The 4,257-nt window shown below is 31.6% G+C and carries 4 protein-coding genes; all 4 read right to left on the bottom strand.

The annotated features are described in order from the left end of the window. Positions 1-13 precede the first annotated feature (13 nt). The 4 genes from AB2369_RS11835 to AB2369_RS11850 are packed head-to-tail and all read right to left on the bottom strand — an operon-like array spanning position 14 to position 4,226. Entirely contained in the window at positions 14-2,173 is a 2,160-nt protein-coding gene (locus tag AB2369_RS11835; protein WP_367666683.1) for an ATP-dependent Clp protease ATP-binding subunit, read from the bottom strand. Next, complete coding sequence (locus tag AB2369_RS11840) at positions 2,170-3,207, bottom strand: protein arginine kinase (RefSeq protein ID WP_367666684.1); 1,038 nt, start codon at positions 3,205-3,207, stop codon at positions 2,170-2,172. Before AB2369_RS11840 ends, AB2369_RS11835 begins: the two co-directional genes overlap by 4 nt. A gap of 11 nt (positions 3,208-3,218) precedes the next feature. Continuing rightward, the gene (locus AB2369_RS11845; protein WP_367666685.1) at positions 3,219-3,734 is read right to left on the bottom strand and encodes a UvrB/UvrC motif-containing protein; all 516 of its coding nucleotides are present in this window, start codon (positions 3,732-3,734) and stop codon (positions 3,219-3,221) included. 39 nt (positions 3,735-3,773) lie between these two features. Beyond that, positions 3,774-4,226: a CtsR family transcriptional regulator gene (locus AB2369_RS11850; RefSeq protein WP_367666686.1), complete on the bottom strand. Its 453-nt coding sequence runs from the start codon at positions 4,224-4,226 to the stop codon at positions 3,774-3,776. Positions 4,227-4,257 lie beyond the last annotated feature (31 nt).

Raw genomic sequence — 4,257 nt, forward strand, 5'->3', positions numbered from 1 at the left:
CTATATCTTTTTCTTATAGTTGATGGAATACTATTATATCATCTATTCTATTTAAGAATTCTGGTCTAAAACTTCTTCTAAGCTCTTCCATTATATTATTCTTCATATACTCATATTGATCTTCACTCTTTGATTCAACTGCAAACCCTAGTGATTTTTGTTTTTTAATTGTGGATGCTCCTGCATTAGATGTCATTATTATTATGGTATTTTTAAAGTTTACAGTTTTTCCTTTTCCATCTGTAAGCCTTCCGTCTTCTAGTATTTGAAGTAATATATTAAATATCTCTGGATGAGCCTTTTCTATTTCATCAAACAATACTACAGAATAAGGATTTCTTCTAACCTTTTCTGTTAATTGACCTCCATTATCAAATCCTACATATCCTGGAGGTGATCCTATAAGTCTAGATACTGAATGCTTCTCCATATATTCAGACATATCTATTCTTATCATATTATTCTCATCACCAAACATAGCCTCAGCTAAGGCTTTTGATAACTCTGTTTTTCCTACCCCTGTAGGTCCTAAGAATATAAAGGACCCTATAGGTCTATTAGGATCTTTAAGTCCAACCCTTGCTCTTCTTACAGCCCTTGCTATGGATTTTACTGCTTCTTCTTGACCTATAACTCTATTATGAAGTATGTCTTCTAGTTTTAATAATCTTTCTGACTCTTTCTCAGTAAGTTTATTAACTGGTACCTTAGTCCATCTAGATACAATAGATGCAACTTCTCTTTCTGAAACCATTTGAGTTTCCTTTGTGCTTTCAGTGTGCCAGTTCTTTTTGTTATCTTCAAGCTTTATTTTTAGCTCCTTTTCCTTATCTCTTAATATAGCCGCCTTTTCAAAGTCCTGTATATTTATAGATTCTTCTTTTTCATTACATACTCTATCTATTTCTTCTTCTAATTCTTTTAGATCTGGTGGTGCTGTTAAGTTTTGTATTCTAACTTTAGAAGCTGCTTCATCTATAAGGTCTATAGCCTTATCTGGTAAATATCTGTCTGTTATATATCTATCTGATAATGTTACTGCTGCCTCTAAAGCCTCATCAGTTATCTTTACTCCATGATGAGCCTCATATTTATCTCTTATACCTTTAAGTATTTGAAGCGCTTCTTCCTTAGTAGGTTCTCCCACCATAACTGGCTGAAATCTTCTCTCTAAAGCTGAATCCTTTTCTATATATTTTCTGTACTCTTCAATAGTAGTTGCTCCCACACATTGAATTTCTCCTCTAGCTAAAGCTGGTTTTAATATATTAGAAGCATCTATAGCTCCTTCTGCTCCTCCAGCTCCAACTATTGTATGGATCTCATCTATGAAAAGTATAACATCTTTAGCTTTTCTTATTTCATCCATTACCTTTTTCAGTCTTTCTTCAAATTCTCCTCTATACTTAGATCCAGCAAGAAGAGATGATATATCTAATGTTACAACCCTTTTATCTTTCAGTATCTCTGGTATATTTCCTTCTACGATCTTTTGAGCAAGCCCTTCTACTATAGCAGTTTTTCCAACTCCAGGATCACCAATAAAGCAAGGATTATTCTTTATTCTTCTACATAATATTTCCAGAACCCTCTGAGTTTCATTGTCTCTTCCAACTACGGGATCAAGTTTTCCTTCCCTTGCTAATTCAGTTAGGTCACGTCCATGTTGATTCAATGTAGGAGTTTCACTAACAGTCTTTTCTGATGTATTTTTATTTTGAGCCTTTCCCTGTCCAGAGGAAGATAAACTTCCAATAAGATCATTTCTTAATCCCTCAAAGTTAATCCCAATATTGTTTAATACTGTGTAAGCCACACCTTCAGGTTCTCTAATTAAAGCCAGCATTATATGCTCAGGACTTATATAATTATGCCCTAAGTTTCTTGCCTCTAATAGACTTAAATCTAAAATTCTTTTAGTTCTAGGGGTTAGTGGAATCTCATTCTTATTTAAGGGTATTTCTCCTGCCCCTTCTATCTCATTAATTATATCCTTTACTTTATCTACAGTTATTCCTTTAGATGATAGTATGTTCTTAGATATACCATCTTCCTTTAATATCCCTAAAAGTATATGCTCCGTTCCTATATACCCATGTTTAAATGCAAAAGCTTCTTCTTGTGCATACATAATAACTTTCTGTGCTCTTTCGGTAAATCTTTCAAACATCATTTTATACACCCCCTGTTTAATCTTTCTCTTACTAATTTAGCTCTTTCTATATCCCTTTCTTTTGGGTTAAGCTCTTTATTTGCTATAAATTGTAATGATGCTGGTCCTATATCTATTAACATATTATTTATAAATCCTTCATCTATATCATCTATTATGCCCATTTCTAGTCCTAATCTTACATTAGAAAGTAAATCTAATGCTTCTTTAGATGGTAAAATTCTTGAATTTTTTAATATACCTAGGGATCTATATATTTTATCCTCTAATTCATACTTATATTGCTTTTCTACCATAGCTCGTGCTCTAAGCTCTTGACTAACAAGTTGAGATACTACTCCTTCAAGATTTCTAACTATTTCCTCCTCACTAACACCAAGGGTTATCTGATTTGAGATTTGATATATATTTCCATCTCCTTTTGATCCTTCCCCATAAAGTCCTCTTATAGTCATTCCTACTTGAGTTAAAGCTTTCAATGCTCCATTAATCTCATTATTTAACGTAAGAGCTGGTAAATGAATCATAACGGAGGCTCTAAGTCCTGTTCCTAAATTTGTTGGACATGCTGTTATATACCCTAACTTCTCATCAAATGCATATTCTAACTTACCCTCTAGCATATTATCTAATTCATTAGCTTTTTCATATGCCTCTTTTATATTAAGCCCTGAGGTTATACATTGAAGTCTTATATGATCTTCTTCATTTATCATAATACTTACAGTCTCATCATCACTTATAATAAATGCAGATTTATCTTGAAAATTTATTAAGTGATTACTTATTAAATGCCTCTCTAGAAACCTTTCCTTTTCAATATTTGAAAGATTCCAAAGCTCTATTGTATTAAACTTTTCTTTATGATACTCAAAACCATAGAAAGCCTTATTTATGGTATCTATAACTTTCATACCTTCATCTTTATTGAGTTTATGAGGAAACGGAACACCCTCTAAGTTTCTAGCGATTCTGACCCTACTACTTAGAACTATGCTATTAGAGTTATTCTTTGTATTTATCCAATTTTCCATAGTATCCCTCCTTATTCACCCTTTTGAATCTTTTTAATCTCATCTCTTATTGTAGCTGCCTTTTCATATTCTTCTGATAATATAGCCTCTTGTAATTCTTCCTTTAGTTTTAATACTTTTCTTTTTTCAATAATTTCCTTGCCAACCTTTTCTGGGAGTTTACCCACATGTTCTACATCCTTTTGTACTCCTCTTATCATAGGTGTTATATAATTCTCAAAAGCTTTATAACAATCGTTACATCCCAATAATCCTTTTTTTCTAACTTCTAAATAAGTAGTCTTACAACTCGGACATTGAATATTAATATTATTCTCATTATTTACTCCATCATTAATATAGTCCATAAGTCCACTTATGAGATTTTGAAAGTTAAATGGTGATTCCAGAGATCCATCAATGGTTAAAGATAGATTCTCTTGATCCTTTGCGCACATGTCACATAAATTCATTTCCTGCTTAATTCCATTTATGACTTTAATTATATGAACATTTGCTTTATTCTTATTACATTTCTCACATAACATATTAAATCACCTCTAAATATATTTATTTAGTTATAATGGCTACTTAATCACTCTAATCATTATAGACTTTAAAATTAGTGCTCTCTGTCTATTCTTGTCATTACAAAAATCTAATATTCTTTCATTTATAGAACTTTTTATTATTTTCCCTTCTCTTTCTGTTATACATCCTAAGTCCATTATTCCTTCTATTAAAGTCACTGCCCCACTATAGGTGATGCTATCGCCTATTCTCTCTAAAATTAATGCTCTTAATTTATTATTACTACTATATTCTATTTGTCTTATTACAATATATCCTCCCCCACCTCTTCTACTTTCAATTACATATCCTTTATCTATGGTAAACCTAGTTGTTAATACATAATTTATTTGGGATGGAGCGCAACTAAACTTATTAGCTAATTCATTTCTTTGTATCTGTACCTCTCTACTATTTTCATCTAGAAGAGATTTTATAAATTCTTCAATTATGTCGGATAATCTAGCCATATTTTCACCTCTTTGATATTGACTTTCTTTG

This window comes from Clostridium sp. (genome assembly GCF_040797585.1).
Classification (GTDB): domain Bacteria; phylum Bacillota; class Clostridia; order Clostridiales; family Clostridiaceae; genus Clostridium_Z.